Below are 18,069 nucleotides of genomic sequence, written 5' to 3'. Positions count from 1 at the left end.
CGCCTTTTTGCTGCGGATAATTATAATAGCCTGCCTAAGTTGAATTTTGGTAGAATAGGAATATTGCTGGAAAACAAATGATTTCATTTCCTTATTTCCTACTACAGCTGCTGAAGGGAGTTTCTATACTTATGAGCCAGGCGCTAGAACCGGTTATCGCAATAGAAGGCCTATGGATGAATTATAGTGACAGAATGGTGCTGCGGGGAATTGACCTAGAAGTGTATCCCGGCCAGATTATCGGCTATATCGGACCGAACGGGGCTGGGAAGAGCACTACAGTTAAAATTATGCTGGGCCTGGTCGAAGGCTATACGGGTACGGTGCGGATTTTTGGCAGGGATATTTCAGACGGAGATGCTGCCTACAAAAGACGGATCGGTTATGTGCCGGAGGTTGCCGAGCTTTATGACAGCCTGACGGCCAAGGAATATCTGGGGTTTATCGGTGAGCTTTACGGGATGAAACGGACGGATGCCGAGCAGAAAGCACAGCGGCTGATGGAGCTGCTTAACATGGAACACGCTTACGATATGCGGATTTCCTCGTATTCCAAGGGAATGAAGCAGAAGGTACTGCTGATCTCAAGCATGCTGCATGATCCGGATATCCTGTTTCTGGATGAGCCGCTGAGCGGGCTGGATGCCAACAGTGTAATGATTGTTAAGGAGATTTTTGCATCGCTTGCTGCCCGCGGCAAGACGATTTTTTACTCCTCGCATATTATGGACGTGGTTGAGAAAATCAGCAGCCGGATCATCCTGATTAACGGCGGGGATATTGTAGCGGACGGAAGCTTTGCCGAGCTGAAGGAGAAGAGCCGGGAAGGCTCGCTTGAGGCGATTTTTAATGAGCTGACGGGATTTGACCGTTTCCGGGATATTGCCGGGGAATTCGTTGCCGTTATTGGTGAAGGTGATTCCTATGAATGAATTTTATGTGCTGAAGCTGCTTGACCGGCTGCAGGGAGGTTTCCGGAGAATCGGGGTTAATTACCCTGTGCTGCGCAGCATTCTCCAGGTCAAGCTGACCATGGACAGCAGGCGTACCCCGACCGTACTGGCCGGAGGGAAGGATAGCAAGAAGGCTGATGCAGAAGGTTCACCCTTCCGGATTCAGTGGATCTATCTGCTGCTGGGGCTGATGCTGATTCTTTTCGTTGTGCAGGACAGCAATTATATCTTTTCTATGAGCATCACCTTCGCTATTCTGATGTTTATGATCGCAACGACGCTGATCTCAGACTTTTCCTCGGTCATGCTGGATCTGAGGGATAAAAATATCCTGTTCTCCAAGCCGGTTGACCGCCGTACTTTGAATATGGCTAAAAGCTTACATATCCTGATCTATCTGCTTACTTTAACCTTGACCATTACGGGCCCCTCGCTGATTGTGTCCTTGTTCAAGCAGGGCATCGTCTTTTTCCTTCTCTATGCCGCGGCTATTATTCTGCTGGATTGTCTGATTCTTGTCATTACAGCACTGATCTATTTACTGATTATGCGGGTCTTTGACGGGGAAAAGCTGAAGGACATCATTAATTATGTGCAGATCATTTTGTCCATAGGAATTACGGTAGGTTACCAGCTGGTTTCCCGCATGTTCAACCTTGCAGATCTTACGGTGTCCTATAAACCGGCCTGGTGGCAGTATCTGGTTGCGCCGGCCTGGTTCGCAGCACCGTTTGAGCTTCTGCTGAGCGGCAACCGGTCGGCTCATCTGGCCGTGATGTCCGTGCTAGCCCTGGTGGTTCCGTTGCTGCTGCTGGCTGTATATATCAGGCTGATGCCGCTGTTTGAACGGAGCCTGCAGAAGCTGGCGTCAGAGGACGGGGCCGGTAAAGACACCGGGAATGTTGCCCGCCGGTTAGCGGATATATTCTGCATGGGTAAGGAGGAAGCCTTGTTCTTCCGTTTCACCTGGTCAATGATGCGTAATGAGCGGGATTTCAAGCTTAAGGTCTATCCTAACTTTGGCCTGTCGCTGATTTTGCCGTTTATCTTCATCTTTAATGTTCTGTGGGGCGGCGGCAACCTGGAGGATCTTCGCGGCACCGCAGCGTTCCTGTTTATTTATCTCTGTGCGCTGCTGATGCCGACAGCTGTGCAGATGCTGCGTTATTCGACAAGCTACCGGGCAGCCTGGATTTACAGGACTATTCCGCTGCCAGGTATGTCCCCGGTCTATTGCGGAATGCTCAAGGCGGCGATTCTCCGCCTGCAGATCCCGCTTCTGGTCATTGAAGGGGCCATCTTCACGTGGTTATTCGGTACGCGCTTTCTGCCGCACCTGATTGTTGTATTGCCTGCTCTGCTGCTGTATTCGGTGCTGTGCTTCCGGCTTCTGCCGAAGGCGCTGCCGTTCTCGGAGCAGTATAGCGCTGCTAAGCAAAAGGATTTTACAGGAATCGCCTTTGTGCAGATCTTTATTCTGATAGGGCTGGCGGGACTTCATTATGTAGTCAGTCTGATCCCGTTTGGAATTTACATCTACGCTCCAGTTCTGGTAATTGCAAATTGGTGGATCTGGCGGATTACTTTTCCCCCGGCGGAGCTGCAGGAGCAATAGCTGCCAGCCGGGAAAGGCTGCAGGGGCGGAGAAATATGGACATTTTTTGCCGCCTTCGAAAAAAGGGTCTAAGTTCCAGTATTTACTTAGACAGTCCAGCAAATACAAGGTAGAATACAGCTAAAGTCAATTCTCATAGCATTCTATGATCTCTAAACACTCTTCCGTCTATCTGATATTTGTATATAGATTTTTGTACTTGAGAATGAGCTCAACGATAATGATATTATAACCGGTGAAGAGGTCAACTATGGATCAAATGGGAACCCACTATAATACTTGGATTGTTTTACTATCTTTTGCACTTGCTGTGACTGCAGCCTACTCGGCACTTAACCTGATTTCCCAGGTTCCCCAGTCCTCCGGAAGAATCCGCCGGCTCTGGCTGATGTCAGCTGCATGCGTTCTCGGCAGCGGAATGTGGGCGATGCATTTTGTCGGTATTATGGCTACTCATTTCCCATTTGAGATCGGCTACCGCCCGGGCAGAGCGGTCTTATCCCTGCTGGTCAGCATGCTGTGCAGCTTTGGGGCGCTGTGGATTGCTGCTGTGCCGCGCCAGAGGATGTGGCGGCTGGTTGTGAGCGGACTGATTCTTGGTACAGGAATTTCAATTATGCACTATATAGGAATCTCCTCTATGGAGATGAACGGCACCATTCATTTTGAGCCGCTTGCCCAGGGCATCTCGGTTCTGATCGCCCTGCTGGCATCTTACATCGGTATTTTTTTGTTCCGGCGTTTCCGGGAGCAGGAGTTCTTCAGCCGGCGCTGGAAGTTCGGCTCCGCCCTGTTCATCGGATTCGCAGTTACCGGTATGCACTATATAAGTCTCAGAACGAGCCATATTCAATACGATAGCTGGCTCGGCTCCAAGCCGGTTGTGATGGAGACGGACGTTATTCTGCTGACAGGCGTGTCACTTGTGACCCTGTTTATGCTGGCGATCTCCGGCGGGGCAGTGTTTCTTGACCGGCATGTGCTGGAGCGGATGGCTTACCATGATCCGCTCACAGAGCTGCCGAACCGCCATGGTCTGGAGCGTTATTTTAAAGACGAATTCTTCGGGGTCAATACCGGCGCCGTATTCTTCGTGGATCTGGACCGCTTCAAGTCGATTAACGACACCCTTGGGCATGATATCGGTGACCTGCTGCTGCAGGAGGTTGCAGACCGTCTAAGACAATGCGTAGGCTCCAAAGGCAGGGTATTCCGGCTCGGCGGTGATGAATTTCTGATCGCCCTCCCGGGTGCCAGCATCGGGACTGCCGAGGAAGAAGCTCAGCACATCCTGCAGGAGCTTAAGAAATCATACAGCATAGAAGGCAATGAGCTGTATGTGACGGCCAGCGTCGGTATTAGTATGACACCGGCACATGGTACAGACCGTTCGGCCCTGATGAAGGCTGCCGACACGGCGCTGTATACTTCAAAAGACTCCGGCAAGAACAAATTCAGTGTGTTCGATCAGGAGATGAACAGCTTTCAGCTGCGGCGCATGTCGCTGGAGAAGGATCTGCGCAAAGCGCTTGCCCGCTCGGAATTTATTGTTGTCTATCAGCCGAAATGGGACTCTCTGATGAACGTTACAGTCGGCCTTGAGGCGCTGCTGCGCTGGAAGCACCCGGAACACGGGCTCATTTCTCCGGCGGAATTCATTCCGATTGCCGAAGAGACCGGCCTGATCGTCCCGATTACTTACTGGATGCTGCATGATGTCTGTGCCCAGAATATGCTCTGGCATAAGGAGCAGATTGCGAATGTCCCTGTATCCATTAACATGTCAGCACGGATGTTCGAGAACGGCAGCCTGTACGATGTAGTGGAAGAGGCGCTGACGGGCTCCGGGCTGGAGCCGCATTTCCTCGAGCTGGAGATTACCGAATCGATTGCGATGAACAATATGGAGGAAACGGTGGCACAGCTCTCCAAGCTCCGGGATATCGGGGTCCGCGTATCTCTGGATGATTTCGGGACAGGCTTCTCCTCACTTGGCAATCTCGATGAGATTCCAGTTAACACGCTCAAGATTGACCAGGTCTTTATCCGCAAAAGCAAAATGCACTCTAAAAAGGCCATCATCAGCAATATCATCGCCATCGCCAGCAACCTCAATATGGAGGTAGTCGCCGAGGGTGTCGAAACGACCGAGCAGATCGAGCTGCTGCAGTCCTTGGGCTGCCGGGTCATGCAGGGCTTCTATTACGGCCGCCCGATGCCGGTGAACGAGCTGGACCAGTGGTTTATTGAGAATACGGCTTAGACAAGTACATAACGTATCTGCCCGTTGTTTACGCGGCAATCTGCTTGAAGAGCGGGTTGCCGCGTATTTTTTTATTAGCCGGGAAAAGGTTGGTTTGAGGTGCGAAAGTGCTTCTATTCCTGCTGGAAGCGGCTGTTACGCGGAATACGGACAAAACACCTCTGGCGCAGCTATCACGATGGGTAATACAGTAATTTACTGTAGCGATCCGCTACCTTCTTCTTATATAGATGAGAAATAGCTGATAAATCCGCGGACGCTGCGATTGTCGCGGAAGCTAGTTGGATTTTTGCTATCTAATTCTCTGATTTCTGCTGCTGACGGAAGACTAGGTGGAAAAACGTTACTTAATTTCGCTGAAATAGCCTCCAGGGCGATATAAGGCTTAATATAGATGACGTTTTTCCACTTAATAGCCGTAAATTCAGAAAAACACCGGAATTAAGTAGCAAAAATCCAATTAGATGGTTTGAGCTTCAGATGTAAGCTGTGAGAGTTTCAGAATTGGAGTTTGCCGCCTTAAGGTAACGTCCGCCGAAAGGTTTAACGCAGAAAAACCTTCTTATCCTTAAAACTAACCCCAAAAAGCAGCCAAGTCCGTTAACAGGACTTGCTGCTTTTTTCTCCCCCCTCTTTAAAGGGGGGATTCTTTATAATTATTATACTAAAAGATTCATGGTGAAAGCGGTGGAAGGGAAGTTTGGAACTGTAGGAGCGTCAGCGTCTGCCTAAAAGCTTTCCAAAGGAAAGCTAGCATCGGAAGCATAAGTTATGTTTGGATTTCCACCGCGAATAGCGGTTAAATCAAGAAATCTGCAGACAACAGCAGCCGGAAGTCCAAACATTCCCTGCAACTGCGCCCTTCACGTGAGATAGCTTTCTTTTAGTATATGTATAACAAATCCTATATTTTAAAGTTCTCAACAAGTACCTGAAGCTTCTCCGCCAGCGAAGAAAGAAAAGCAGCGGATGCCTCCACCTCCTGCATGGCAGCGAGCTGCTCCTCAGAAGATGCGGAAAGCATCTCCGCCCCTTCGGCAGTCTGATTCGAGACAGCGACGATGCTCTGGATCGCAGCCACAAGATCCTCGGAGATCAGAGCGAGATCACGGACCGTCTCGGAGATCTGCCGGCTCTGGGAGGACATGTCTGATACAGAGGTTTCAATCTCCGAGAACGATTTGCCGGCAGCCATAATCATGGCTTTGCCCTCAACCATTTCATCGGTGGAGCGTTGCATGGTCTCTCCGGCCTTGTCCATCTGATTAACGATGAGGCTGACAAGCTCGCCGATCTGGGCTGCTGATCTGGCCGAGCGCTCAGCTAGCTTGCGTACAGAGGCGGCCACTACGGCAAAGCCGCGGCCTTCTTCGCCGGCCCGGGCGGCTTCAATCGCTGCATTCAATGAGAGGAGGTTAGTCTCTTCAGCTATGCTGGCGATAGTGCCGACGATACTCTCGATTTCCTTGGAATGGCTGCCCAGCTTTTCGATGATCCCTGACAGGTCGCTGATACTCTCGCTGACGACCTGCATCTGGGAGGTGGTGGAGTCCATGGATTCGCGCCCGCTGCGTGCCTTGAGCGCATTGCTGGCAGCTGTGTTCATGGCGCTGTCGGCATTGCTGGCGATTTCAGTAATAAACCGCGACATTTCCTGTACAGACCGGTAGCTGCCTTCCAGATTGCGCAGCTGGGTGTTAGCTCCGTCAGCCAGATCAATAGTGACATTGACGCTGTGCTCTCCGGCACGATTAGTTTCCTGCGCGCTGGCAGACAGCTCCTGTGAAGAGGAGGCAACCAGCATCGACGTATCATTGACCTGAGTGATGAGATTGCGCAGACTGGTCGTCATTTCATTAAAGTCCCGGGCCAGCGTGCCGATTTCATCCTTGCTTTTGAACAGAAGCGGCTCATGGGAAAGATCGCCCTTGGCAACAGTGTTCACGGAGCGGGAAAGTCTGGTCAGCGGTCTGGTTGTTCTGCGGATAAACAGGTAAGCTGCAAGAATGGCGGTGATCAGGATAGATGTGCCGATGATGAAGGGCTGAAGGATAATATCCTGCGTCCGGTCTTGCACCAGAGTGCCGTCGAAATTAATAGCCATTAGGGCGATGATAGGCTTAGTGGGATCATGATCCTGATAGATGGGGCCGTAGCCGGTCTTGAGGGAGGTACCTTGATAGGTGTAAACCTTGGAGTATGCGGAGTGCTTCATGGTGGTAATCATATGTTTATCTTCTTCCGAGAAGTAGAAAGGGTCGCCGGCTTTATATCCTCTTTCCTTGAGGTTAGCGTCAGCGGCAAGAATGGTGCCGTCCAGGGAGAGAATGAACGCTTCTTTAAAAATGGGTTTATGGTCATTGATCCAGCCGATACGGTCTTCAATAGCAGCCAGCTTGCTGGTATCTCCTGCAGCCAGTGCTGAAATATCTGCGGGATTGACGAGTCCGGTAGTAATATTGGCGCAGCCGACCAACTCGATCCCCGCTGCTTCATCTAACTGCTTGTACGCGGCGCGGTATCCGAAGAACCCGATGGATGATCCGACGAGAAGTAATACGATGAGCATCATCCAAGTTAATTTTGTTGCCAGTTTCATTGTTAGTACCACCAGCCCTGACTCTCTAAAATTAGGTGATAATTGCTATCACTGCTACGATTATAGCGCAACAATGTTCAGGGAGCATCAGCGAGAATATAGTATTTTTGTGTCGGAAAACCGCAGATTTGTAATGCTGGAGGAATCGTTCAAATTCAATCTTTTTGGCGGGCATGAATGTAAGAGTTGGAAGCATAGTCCTTGATTTTGCAATGACTCTCATCATGTCCAAACGACAAAAACATTGAATCAGCACTGCTGAAAATGGTACGCTTGAAGCAGGACAAACGGACTGGGAGTGAAAAGATGGCACAGAAGATTGATCCGTTGATAGAAGCCCTTGGATTATCCATGTGGAGAGTACAGCGTAAAATAACATCACAGATGTCTTTGCATAAAGAAATTGGCCTGACCGTGCCGCAATTTCATCTGTTGCATATCATTGCCCGCGAAAAAAAAGCGCGGGTGATCCAGCTGGCTGATCTGCTTGATGTGAAGTCAAGCGCGGTAACGGTGATGCTGGACCGTCTGGAGCTGCTTGGCCTTACCGCCCGCGTACCGGATGAGAATGACCGGAGAGCTGTAACCGTGACCCTCACGGTAAAAGGCGAGGAGCTGCTCAAGGAAGCGCAGAACCGCTCGCTGGTTCTGCTGACCGAGCATTTGGCCATTCTTAAGCCGGATGAGCTGAAGAAGCTGGCTGACATTTATACGATGCTGGAGACACAGGAGCGGCAATGACCGATCGGCTGCGGCCGGTGTATTATAAATAACAAACAGCCAGGCCCCATTACCGGAGTCTGGCTGTTTGTTGTGGTTTACTGCTGCATTCTACTCGGCAGCAGGTTCTTTCTCCGGCAGCTGGGTGACATAGCTGTCAGACAGCTGGCGTAATCTCAGTGCACGGTTATATTCGTCCTCTGTTCCGGCAGGCGCCTGCCCTCCGGCAGCAAGACCATACTGCGTATTATCCTCAAAGCTGTTGCCGGGAATAAGCAGCGCGGAACTGGAAATAAATGAGCCGGTCGGCAGATAGTAACGCTGCGGCAGCAGATTGTACGTCTGGGCAGTCAGATCCTGCCCGAAATGAATCGTGCTGTCGAGCGAAACGCCCAGCAGGCTGGCCGCAGTCGGCATAATGTCGACTTCTCCACCCACCTGCGCCAGTGTCTGCGGCTGCAGGCTGTTCGCTTCATGAATGATCAGCGGAATGTTCAGCATGTCCGCGTACTCATACTCATGTCCGTAGATTTCTTCCATAAGCTGCTTATCGTCATGATCCAGGGAATAAATCGGCAGACCCATGTGGTCTCCGTAGACCATGATCAGGCTGTCGTCCCAGACACCGCTGGCCTTAAGCTCTTCAACGAATTGCCCGAAGGCATAGTCCGCATAGTTCTGTGAACGGATATAATCGCCTACAAAGGTGCCCTCATAACGTTCAGGCAGCTTCATCTTGTATTTCTCTTCAGGAATGGTAAACGGGTGATGGGCAGACATCGAAATGACCTGAGCATAGAATGGCTTGCCGTCCTGATCCATTTCCTTCAGCTTATCAGCTGTCTTGCGGTATAGCACTTCATCGGATGGTCCGAAGAAGAACGTATCCTCATCCCCAAAAAACTTGTGATCATAATAATTCTCGAAGCCGAGTGCCTTGTACAGCTCCCCGCGGTTCCAGAATTCCACATCGTTAGTGTGGAAGGTAGCCGTCTGATAGCCGCTGGCCTGCAGGAGGCGCGGGAGACTTGGCAGCTCTTTATCGACATAAGACATCGTTGCCGCACCCTTTGGCGGAATATAGAAGGACGAGTTGACTACGAATTCCGCATCCGAGGTATTTCCCTGGCCGACCATCTGATAAAAGTTAGGGAAATACAGGCTGTCTTTCATCAGGCTGTTCAGGTTAGGTGTAATCTCCTGGCCGTCGATGTTGAGGCCCAGCAGAAAGCTCTGGAACGATTCCAGCTGGATGATAATCAGGTTTTTGCCTTTGGCCGCTCCTTCGAACGGGGAGACTGCGGCAGGATCAATCCCTTTTACCTCATTGATAGCATCCTGCGTAATTTCGCTGGCCTGAACGAGCTCCGGTTTGTCTTGAGCAAAAATCGCGTAGACCTCATAATTAAGAATACCCATCTCCTGGGCCTTCTTGATTTCGTTCATGCTGGCCTTATTAGGCAGCACATTGAACAGGCACAAGCCGAGCGATACGGCAAACAGCAGGCTAAAGGAGAATCGGGTGTTGCCGCTGCGACGGTTGATGTTTTCTTTTTTATAATTGCGGCCCTTCTTATTGAAAAAGAAATAAATGCCAAAGATGATGATATCTGAAAAGATCAGCAGATAATACGGGTCCATCAGTGAGAAGACACTGTTGCGTACAGCGGTAACCTGATTGACCTGCTCAGCCGCCTGATAGGTGACAATAACCCCGTAATATTTAAAGTACATAATCGCTGCAAAAAAGATCGCCGTAACCAGCAGATTGACCAGCATATAAAGTCCCATTTTCCGTTTGGAGGCAAAGGCCTCAATCAGGCAGAACAAGGCCCAAATGAAGGGGATTTCCGTAATCAGTGATTTCCAGGACAGCAGATCACCGAAGATAACGCCCCAGGCCAGGAAGCTTTTGAGGATAAAAATAAGCGTGAAAAACACGAATGGTTTAACTACCCACCGTTTAATAGTAAGGGATGACACAGCTTCGCCTTCTTTCTAAGAGATGAAACGCCGCTCCCGGCTGGGAGGATGCAGCGCTTGGACAAGAGAATTCCTATATTAATAGACCTTATTATGCAGCGCTGGCTTATGAATGTCAAAAAACAGAAATGCCGTATAACCTCATTGAACTGCGTAATAAATGATGCGGCTCTGTAAGCCTGATATAATCTTACCCGGATGAGAGTATACGGATTGAAAAGCATGAAAACGGCGGTTCACGCCAAAAAAGGGCGAGGGAACTGATGGAGGTGGGCTGGACAAATGCATTTTGCGGAAATTTCCATATCAGTAAGGTCATTGGTTGAATATGTATTCAGCAGCGGGAGCCTTATGCCCGGGTTCAGCAGCGGTGCTGCGATGGCAGAGGGGACACGCATTCATCAGCATATACAAAAGCAATACAAGGAAGGTGACCGGAAAGAGGTCTATTTAAAAACAGAGCTGGTTCATGAAGGGCTTAAGTTTATCATTGACGGGCGCTGTGACGGATTGCTGACCGGAGAGGACGGGACAGTTACAGTAGAGGAAATTAAATCTACAGGAGAGCTGCTGGAGCCGGATTTTGCGGGAAAAGAGGTCCACTGGGCGCAGGCGCTGATGTATGCCCACATCCTTTGCCTGGATCTGGAGCTCACAGCGATCAGGGTGAAGCTTACTTATGTCCGGCGCGGCGGGGAAGAGCAGCAGAGCCTGTACCGGCAGATGACGTCAGTAGAGCTGGAGGCATTCGCCTCCGATACTGTTGCCAGGTACGCCCCGTATGCGGAGCTGCTGGTCCGGCATCAGGAGCAGCGGGATGCGAGCATCCGTGCGCTGGCATTTCCCTTTCCGGACTACCGGAACGGGCAGCGGCACTTTGCGGCGGCCGTCTACAAATCGGTGTCGGAGAAGGTGAATCTGTTCGCCCAGGCGCCGACCGGGATCGGCAAAACGATGTCTACGCTTTTTCCGGCGCTCAAAGCTCTGGGGGAGGGGAAGGCGGCAGGCCTGTTCTATCTGACAGCCAAGACCGTGAACCGGCTGGCGGCGCAGGAGGCTATCGGAATGCTGATTGCACAAGGTATGCAGCTGCATACGGTGACGCTCACCGCCAAGGACAAGTCCTGCTTCAGGGAGGAAGGACTGTGCAGCAGCGAAGCCTGCCCCTACAGGGAAGGATACTATGACCGGATCAACGGGGCAGTGCTCGACATATTGGAGCATGAGACGCTGATGACCCAGGAGGTTATTGCCCGCTACGCCAGAAAGCATGAGGTATGCCCGTTCGAATTCTCGCTGGACACCGCGTATGCCTGTGACGCAGTTATCTGTGATTATAACTATATTTATGACCCGCGGATCAGCCTGAAACGCCTGCCGGAGGAGCGTAAGCGCAAGACCGTGCTGCTGGTCGATGAGGCCCACAATCTGGTCGACCGCGGGCGGTCCATGTATTCGGCGGAGCTTACAAAAGCGCCCTTCCTCGCCCTGCAGCGGCAGTTTAAGACTGTAAACAAGGCGCTTAGTACGGCGGCCAAGGACGTTAATGCCTTTTTCATCGCCCTGCGCAAAAGCTGCAGTGAAGACGGGGAAGGGCAGTGGAGCACTTACCCGGAAGAGCTGCCCGGCCTGCTTGAGGCCTTTTCCATTGAGGCCGAGTCTGAGCTGCTGTCACCTTCTTCTCTGCTTCCTGTGCCCGGTGCGGAAGCTGAAGAAGGGGAAGGCTTGCTGGATACCTACTTTACGGTGCAGAATATGCTCCGTACATTCAAAACCTATGATGAGCGGTACATCACCTATGCCGAGGTCCGGCGCGGGGATGTATACCTGAAGCTGTTCAATCTGGACCCGTCCCATCTGCTGCAGCAGATGGGCAAGAGCTTCCGCAGCCAGATTCTGTTCTCGGCTACACTGTCGCCGCTCTCCTATTACAGGGACATGATCGGCGCCGGGGAAGAGGATTACAGCCTCACTGTGCCCTCTCCTTTCCATAAGGAGCAGTGGCAGGTGTCGGTGCTTCCTGTATCTACCCGGTACCGGGAAAGGGAAGCCTCGCTGCTTCCGCTCTGCGATGCTCTGAAGGGAATGACGGCCCGTAAAGGCAATTATCTTGTGTTTTTTCCTTCCTATGCTTACCTGCAGAATGTATATGAACTTTTTGCCGGTAAATATCCGGAGGTGCCGACCCTTGTGCAGAGCACCGGGATGAGCGAGCCGGAGCGGGAGGGCTTCCTCGCCTCGTTCCGTCCGGATAATCCGCAGACACTGCTCGGCTTTGCCGTGCTGGGCGGGATATTCTCGGAGGGGGTAGATCTGCCGGGTGACCGGCTGAACGGCGTGATGGTGGTCGGCGTCGGCCTGCCGCAGGTGGGACTGGAGCGCAATCTGCTGCGCAGCTATTTTCAGTCCCAGGGCAAAAACGGCTTCGATTACGCCTACGTCTACCCCGGCATGTGCAAGGTGCTGCAGGCCGGCGGCCGGCTGATCCGCAGCGAGAGCGACAACGGGGTCATTGTCCTCGCCGACGACCGTTTTCTCCAGCAGCCTTACCGCCATCTGCTTCCCGATGAATGGCAGGACTACCTTGTCCTCACGTAAGCGCTTATAATAACTATTAATTATAGAATCACAACCTATAATAGGCTTTTAATTTAGGCGGAAGTAAGGCGGAATAAAAATCGGCTATTTAAAATGATTTTTAAGCCTGCAATAAGGCGGGGAGCGGCCGGAAGTCCAAACATTCTCCGTAGTCGCCCTACGCCAGATTGAATTCTTGAATTCATTTTAAATAGCACCCACGGGAGGAAGAAGATGACACTAAACATAGGAATTGTAGGCACCGGCTGGTTCTCCAAGGTACATGCAGATCTGCTGGCGGGGATGGAGGATGTGACCCTGAAGGCCGTCTGCGGCAGCAGCAAAGCCAAAGGTGAAGAAATGGCCCGTCCATACGGGGCTGAAGGTTATGGTGAAATCACGGAGATGCTGGACGCGGAGAAGCTTGATGCGGTCTATATCTGTGTACCCCCGCAATCGCACGGGGCTATTGAGCGGTCGCTGATCAAGCGGGAGATTCCGTTCTTTATCGAAAAGCCGCTTGGATCAAGCACGGAAATCCCGGCCAGCCTGCTGCAGGATATCAAAGAGAAGAATCTGCTGACCTCGGTCGGTTACCATTTCCGGTATCAGGAGAATATCCAGCGGCTGAAGGGTGCGCTGCAGGGGGACAAGGTCGGCATGATCGTCGGCCAATGGATGGGTGACATGCCGGGAGTAGCCTGGTGGCGCAACCAGGAGCAGTCCGGCGGGCAGTTCACAGAGCAGACCACCCATATTGTCGACCTGCTGCGTTATCTGGCGGGCGAGGTGACCGAGGTATACGGCCTGTTCGGCAACCGGATTATGCATGAGAAGCATGACGGAGTGACTGTAGCCGATGTCGGGACCGTGTCGCTAAAGCTGGCCAGCGGTGTAATTGCCAATATCTCGAACACCTGCGTGTTACCGGGCGGCGTAGGGCGCAGCGGCATCAGCTTCTACAACGACAACGGGCTGCTGGACTGGAATCCGGAACGTCTGCTGGAGGTGCGCAGCGGCGACAGTATAGAGCATGCCAATTCCGGCAATCCTTATCTGGCTGAGAGCGAGGCATTCCTGTACGCTGTGCGTACCGGGGACCGCTCGCGGATCCTGAGCGATTATGAGGACGGGTATAAGACGCTGAAGGTGACCTGTGCAGCCTTCGAATCAGCCCAGAGCGGGCTGCCTATAAAGCTCTAAAAGAAAAAGGCCGGCAGATCTGCTAACAGATCTGCCGGCCTTTCGGCCCAAGCGGGGTCGGCCTAGTGGAGGAAAACAGTGAGCAGCGCCGGCGCAAGGCCAATGGATAACAGCGCAGCCAGTATCATTGAAATGCTTGAAATGGTACCGGTCAGCGAGCTCAGCTCGAAGGCCTTGGAGGTGCCGGTACCGTGCGCCGCGGTTCCCAGCGATACACCGCGCGCAATTTCATTGTCAATGCGGAAGAGGCGCAGGACAGAAGGCCCCATCATCGTGCCCAGCACACCGGTCAGGATAACGAAGACTGCCGTAATGCTTGGAACACCGCCGATGCTCTGGGAGATGCTCATGGCGATCGGTGTAGTCACCGACCGGGGCACCAGGCTGTTAACCAGCTCTCCGCTTAAATGCAGCCATTTGGCCAGCAGCATCGAGGAGAGCACTGCAATAACCGTTCCTGACAGCACGCCTGCCGCAATTTCCGCGGCGTGCTTTTTGAGCACCTTGAAGTTTTTATGAAGTGGGATTGCAAAGGCGATGGTTGCCGGCTGCAGCAGATCCGTCAGCCATTTGCCTCCCGCATTGTAGGATTCGTATGAAACGCCGGTCACAAGCAGAATGCCGATGATGATCAGCGGGGTAAGGATCAGCGGAGAGAAGTACATTTTGCCGCTGGTGGTATAAATCCGTTTAGCCAGCAGATAGACCAGTAACGTGATTCCTAACAGAACCATTCCTGTAATCATGAGCCTCTACGCTCCTTTACTTTATATATAGCGCCTGTGAGCAGCCCTGATCCGGCCATTACAGCGAAGGTTCCGACCAATACGACTGCCAGCACCTGAAGTCCGTTTACTTCAAGCAGATTCGTATATTTCATAACTCCGACCGCGGACGGGATAAAGAACAGCAGCAGCTCGGCAAGCAGCCAAGAAGCGCCTACCTCTACCCAGCTAAGCCGGACCACACCGGTCTCCAGCAGCAGGAAAAGGATAAGCATGCCGATAATGCTTCCCGGAAGGGGAAGATGCAGCAGCGGAGTTAATGTATTAATAAGCATGGAGAAAACCGTGAGTCCGGCAACCTGCAGCAAGCCTATAATTAATTTTTTCATAAGGCTTCGCCCCTTTCAATATATTGAAAGTTTACATCAATTACTTTCATAGGTAAAATGAATAGATTGAATAAATGACATTCCTTTTGTCTATGTATGAGGTGAATAGTATGGATATACGACAGTTGCAGTATTTCGTGCAGGCGGCACGGCTGAAAAGCTTCACTAAAGCGGCAGAATCCCTGTTTATTACCCAGCCGACCATCAGCAAAATGATCCGCAATCTTGAAGAGGAGCTTGAAGCCGACCTGTTCTACCGTGAAGGAAAGAGCATCCGGCTGACCGACGCAGGCGAAATTCTGCTGGCCAAGGCACAGAATATTGTGGAGTCCTTCTCCAATCTGTCCGCAGAGCTGGACGGACTGCGCAAGCTGCAGCGCGGGCATATCCGCATCGGCCTGCCGCCGATGGTGGGCGCGAGCTTTTTCCCTGCGGTTATCGGAGAATTTCACCGGCGGTATCCTGATGTGACCATCCGGCTGCATGAGGACGGGGCCAAAAAGGTGGCGGATGATGTCGAGACAGGGCTGCTGGATATCGGGGCAATTGTGCTGCCGGTGGATACGGCGAAATTCCACTGCTTTACCTTTGTTGAAGAGAAGCTGGAGCTTCTCGTGCCGGCAGGCCACCGTCTGTCTGCTGCAGATAGTGTCGCGCTCCGGGAGCTGGAAACAGAGGAATTTGTGCTGTTCCGTGAGGATTTTGCCCTGCATGACCGGATTATTACCGAGTGTGTAAAGGCGGGGTTTCAGCCGAATGTTGTTTATGAAAGCTCGCAATGGGATCTGATCAGCCGGATGGTGGAGGCCGGAATGGGCATCGCCCTGCTGCCGGAGACGATCTGCCGCGACATGGACCGCACACGGATTGCCGTAATACCGCTCACGGAGCCGGTTATTCCCTGGCAGCTGGGCATGATCTGGCGCAGGGACCGCTATCTTTCCTTCGCGGCGCGGGAGTGGATTTCTTTTGCCATGGAGGTTCTGGGGGAGCTCTATCTTCCGCCGAAAAAAAATGCTAAAATGAAATAAATGTAAGTCCAGCTGTAATAAATCCGACATTTTTTTCTTTTTTTTCAAAATATGTTTTTTGGCATCATGCCTTATGATAGGAAAGAACTTGATAGAGGGCAGGTGGCTGATTATGAAATTTTACCGCAGTTCCCATGAAGACCGGAGCGATTACCGAGAAGATGAGTTGTTTTTAACTATAGAGAGCCTTAGAAGTGAGCTGCTGGAGGTCGCACAGGAACGCAGTCTCAGTGATCATATGGTGGTAGAGCTGAGCCAGCGTCTGGACGGATACATTGTGATGGCCCAGAACAAAATGATGGAGAGCCTCAAGAGCCGCCAGAAGGAGCCCGTCCCGTACGGGGCCATTTCCAAAAAGAAGCGCGTAAGAAGCAAGTCTGCGTTGCAGCAGTAATCCCCCAGCCCCATTCTTCCTACATTAACTTACTACATTATTTGAGGCCCCGCATGTGCGGGGCCGTTTTGTTGTGCTTTCAATAATCATTACCTATAATGGGATTAAAAAGAAGTCTAATTTTGTATGGCAAGGAGGCGCCCGGTGGAGAACAAGCTGACAACATTACGTTCTGCAATTGAGGAAAATCTGTCCCGCTCCGGATACAATCTCGCTTCGTTTGCGAAAGTGTCCGGCCTTAACCGCGGCAGCCTGAGCGCTATTCTCCATGGCCATCCCCCCAAGCCGGTTTCGCTCGGCCAGCTGGATACCTTAACAGAGGCTTTAGGATATCCGGAAGGATGGTTCTACCCGCTTTATGTGGATGAATGCTTTAGTGAGGAGAAGATCTCGAGGCGCAGAGTGGAACCCTTTCTGGTCCGCTGTGCTATCACTGGCCGGCAGCAGTGTATAGATGAAAGTATAAGCCGGATTATGGAATACCAGAAGCCGCTCGATGTCATCTATTCGGTTGCAGAGAAGCTATTTGCCTGCGGAAAAATTCAGGAATCCAAACCTTTTTATAAAATCATTGTGGAGCATGAGCAGGACGGCTACTCTGAAAGGATGGCTATCAGCCAATACCGCCTCTTCAAGGCACTGGGAACTGTTGCTGATACGGAGGACATGCTGCGGGGGGTCATTGCTTTTGAGCCGTTCCGCGGGCGTCTGCCGGAGCATCTGCAGCTTGACGGGCTGCTGAAGCTGGCCAATGTCTGTTATTCCCTGCACCGGTGGGATGATATGGGGAAATACGCCGACGAGCTCAGAAGCCTGGCAACCGGGACTTACCGGGAGCAGCTGAGGCAGAAAGCCGGCAGGCGAAGTGGGGAGCTGCAGCTGCTGCGGCCGCTCGTGCTGTATTACGGCCATGGGCATTTGATGAAGGCGACTTCGCTTACCAAACAGGGGAAGTATGAGGAGGCTATAACCTTTACCAACCTGTATGCTGACCTTGGCTGGTTCGAAGTGCTGGATGAGGAGGGGAAGCGCCTTGTTGATGCTTTCAGGTCGTATGCCGTCGGTAACCGCTATACACTGGAGCTCTTAAAGGGAAATATTACGGTTCTGTCGGATTATATCGCCTATTTGGAAGAGTATCCTTCTGAAGTGCTGGCCGGTCTGTTGAGCATTCTGGAGGCGGCCAACCGCTTTGGTTTCTCTGCCGATCATGTGTTAGAGCGGTTTTCCAAGGAAATGACCGGCTTTGACCGGTTCAAGGATTATATCAATATTGACCGCATATACCGGCTCGGCTATCAGCTGGCTGCGTATTATCTGGAACGGGGACAGGCTCAGCGGGGAGTCACTTATATTCTCCAATGCCTCAAAACGGCAGTTCTGCTAAACAGCGCCCGGGATATGATTGAATGTGTGGCTTTGTTTGAAGCTAACCGCGGACAGGCGTCCAGGCAGCAGCTGCAGCGATACAGCGAGCTTATCAGAGGGCTGGGGCCGCAAAAGGAACCGGCTGAAGAGGGGCGCCTGCTCTCCGGCACAACAGAACGCTCCATTTGACATGTGATTTATAGCTGCTCCTCCGCTTATATGGCAGGGGAGTTTTTGCGTTTTGCGGCA

13 protein-coding genes are annotated in these 18,069 nt (G+C 51.9%); 9 read left to right on the top strand and 4 right to left on the bottom strand.

The window, feature by feature from the left end; genetic code table 11:
• Positions 1-131: 131 nt before the first annotated feature.
• From NST84_RS28790 to NST84_RS28780, 3 genes are all read left to right on the top strand, one after another.
• Positions 132-932 (top strand): ABC transporter ATP-binding protein, encoded by an 801-nt coding sequence (locus NST84_RS28790; protein WP_342563429.1) that lies wholly within the window; start codon positions 132-134, stop codon positions 930-932.
• Positions 925-2,568 carry a hypothetical protein gene (locus NST84_RS28785; protein ID WP_342563428.1) on the top strand — a complete coding sequence of 548 codons (1,644 nt, stop codon included), beginning with the start codon at positions 925-927 and terminating at the stop codon, positions 2,566-2,568. Before NST84_RS28790 ends, NST84_RS28785 begins: the two co-directional genes overlap by 8 nt.
• Before the next feature lie 250 nt (positions 2,569-2,818).
• Positions 2,819-4,831 carry an EAL domain-containing protein gene (locus NST84_RS28780; RefSeq protein WP_342563427.1) on the top strand — a complete coding sequence of 671 codons (2,013 nt, stop codon included), beginning with the start codon at positions 2,819-2,821 and terminating at the stop codon, positions 4,829-4,831.
• 904 nt (positions 4,832-5,735) lie between these two features.
• Here NST84_RS28780 and NST84_RS28775 read toward each other — a convergent pair.
• Positions 5,736-7,430 (bottom strand): methyl-accepting chemotaxis protein, encoded by a 1,695-nt coding sequence (locus NST84_RS28775; RefSeq protein WP_342563426.1) that lies wholly within the window; start codon positions 7,428-7,430, stop codon positions 5,736-5,738.
• A 306-nt stretch (positions 7,431-7,736) separates the two neighbouring features.
• Here NST84_RS28775 and NST84_RS28770 point away from each other — a divergent pair, with 306 nt between their 5' ends.
• Positions 7,737-8,171, top strand: coding sequence for a MarR family transcriptional regulator (locus tag NST84_RS28770; RefSeq protein ID WP_342563425.1), 435 nt, complete (start codon positions 7,737-7,739; stop codon positions 8,169-8,171).
• A gap of 90 nt (positions 8,172-8,261) precedes the next feature.
• Here the strand turns inward: NST84_RS28770 and NST84_RS28765 are convergent, their stop codons facing one another.
• Positions 8,262-10,133, bottom strand: coding sequence for an LTA synthase family protein (locus NST84_RS28765; protein WP_342563424.1), 1,872 nt, complete (start codon positions 10,131-10,133; stop codon positions 8,262-8,264).
• A gap of 282 nt (positions 10,134-10,415) precedes the next feature.
• Between NST84_RS28765 and NST84_RS28760 the strand changes: the two genes are divergently transcribed.
• Together NST84_RS28760 and NST84_RS28755 are read left to right on the top strand one after the other, a co-directional pair.
• On the top strand, positions 10,416-12,731 hold the full coding sequence (locus tag NST84_RS28760) for an ATP-dependent DNA helicase (RefSeq protein WP_342563423.1): 2,316 nt from the start codon (positions 10,416-10,418) through the stop codon (positions 12,729-12,731).
• A gap of 213 nt (positions 12,732-12,944) precedes the next feature.
• Positions 12,945-13,913 carry a Gfo/Idh/MocA family oxidoreductase gene (locus NST84_RS28755; protein WP_342563422.1) on the top strand — a complete coding sequence of 323 codons (969 nt, stop codon included), beginning with the start codon at positions 12,945-12,947 and terminating at the stop codon, positions 13,911-13,913.
• A 62-nt stretch (positions 13,914-13,975) separates the two neighbouring features.
• Here the strand turns inward: NST84_RS28755 and NST84_RS28750 are convergent, their stop codons facing one another.
• Positions 13,976-14,659, bottom strand: a complete 684-nt coding sequence (locus tag NST84_RS28750; protein ID WP_342563421.1) for a CidB/LrgB family autolysis modulator — start codon at positions 14,657-14,659, stop codon at positions 13,976-13,978.
• Positions 14,656-15,027, bottom strand: a complete 372-nt coding sequence (locus NST84_RS28745; protein WP_342563420.1) for a CidA/LrgA family holin-like protein — start codon at positions 15,025-15,027, stop codon at positions 14,656-14,658. Before NST84_RS28745 ends, NST84_RS28750 begins: the two co-directional genes overlap by 4 nt.
• A gap of 110 nt (positions 15,028-15,137) precedes the next feature.
• Between NST84_RS28745 and NST84_RS28740 the strand changes: the two genes are divergently transcribed.
• The 3 genes from NST84_RS28740 to NST84_RS28730 all read left to right on the top strand — a co-directional run bounded on the left by NST84_RS28740 (position 15,138) and on the right by NST84_RS28730 (position 18,009).
• Positions 15,138-16,058 (top strand): LysR family transcriptional regulator, encoded by a 921-nt coding sequence (locus NST84_RS28740; protein WP_342563419.1) that lies wholly within the window; start codon positions 15,138-15,140, stop codon positions 16,056-16,058.
• Between the two features lie 112 nt (positions 16,059-16,170).
• Entirely contained in the window at positions 16,171-16,452 is a 282-nt protein-coding gene (locus tag NST84_RS28735) for an aspartyl-phosphate phosphatase Spo0E family protein (RefSeq protein WP_342563418.1), read from the top strand.
• Between the two features lie 144 nt (positions 16,453-16,596).
• Complete coding sequence (locus NST84_RS28730; RefSeq protein WP_342563417.1) at positions 16,597-18,009, top strand: DNA-binding protein; 1,413 nt, start codon at positions 16,597-16,599, stop codon at positions 18,007-18,009.
• The last annotated feature ends 60 nt before the right edge of the window (positions 18,010-18,069 follow it).

It is taken from the genome of Paenibacillus sp. FSL R7-0345 (genome assembly GCF_038595055.1).
Classification (GTDB): domain Bacteria; phylum Bacillota; class Bacilli; order Paenibacillales; family Paenibacillaceae; genus Paenibacillus_AQ.
The sequence above is the reverse complement of the archived record's forward strand: the minus strand, read 5'-3'. Positions and strand labels throughout refer to the sequence as shown.